Origin of the sequence: Mesorhizobium sp. M0862 (genome assembly GCF_040319795.1) — a bacterium.
Classification (GTDB): Bacteria; Pseudomonadota; Alphaproteobacteria; order Rhizobiales; family Rhizobiaceae; genus Mesorhizobium.
In genome coordinates this window covers 1-641 of sequence record NZ_JAMYOJ010000063.1, presented here as the reverse complement: position 1 = coordinate 641, position 641 = coordinate 1, and the positions used below count along the sequence as shown (strand labels likewise).

General features: G+C 54.1%; 1 tRNA gene. It reads left to right on the top strand.

Annotated elements, in window-relative coordinates:
- Nucleotides 1-128: 128 nt before the first annotated feature.
- Nucleotides 129-204: transfer RNA gene (locus NKI15_RS31940), tRNA-Ala, on the top strand.
- The last annotated feature ends 437 nt before the right edge of the window (nt 205-641 follow it).

Here is a 641-nt window from a genome sequence, read left to right as displayed (position 1 = left end):
CAGGCCCACCACTTGCGCGATCCCGCAGGGATCGTCGCTTCAGCCTCGATGTGGAAGTTGAGCTCCAGCGCGATCCCGTAGGGATCGTCGCTTCGCTCTCGATACCATTATGCGGGAGCAAGATATCAGGGGCCGTAGCTCAGCTGGGAGAGCGCCTGCTTTGCAAGCAGGATGTCGTCGGTTCGATCCCGTCCGGCTCCACCACTTTCTTGTCTTTGAGGCGAAGAAGGGGTGTCGAGGAGATGGTGAAAAAAGTCATTCGTATAAAGGTTTGTGGTGAGCTTCTTGGCTTGCCGCTTGTTCTGTTTTGACATCGTAAAGAGAAGATTTGTTCGAACTTCATGAGCCGAAAGGTTCGTGATTTGTCGCGGGAGACGCTCAATCTCCCGCATATGATGGGTTTGCCTAACCGCACCCTCGAACCGATCTCGAGAAGCTGGTCTTTTTGTGTCAATGACATCGAATTTGGATCCCGCACAGGATCCGGTTCAGGCGACAATTCCTTTGGAATTGCGCGGACGCCAACCCCGCAAGGGAGAGGCTGAAGCGACAATCCTTCGGATTGCGCGGATGGGCATTGGCAATGAGAACGATCAAGTGTCTTAAGGGCAATTGGTGGATGCCTTGGCATGCACAGGCGA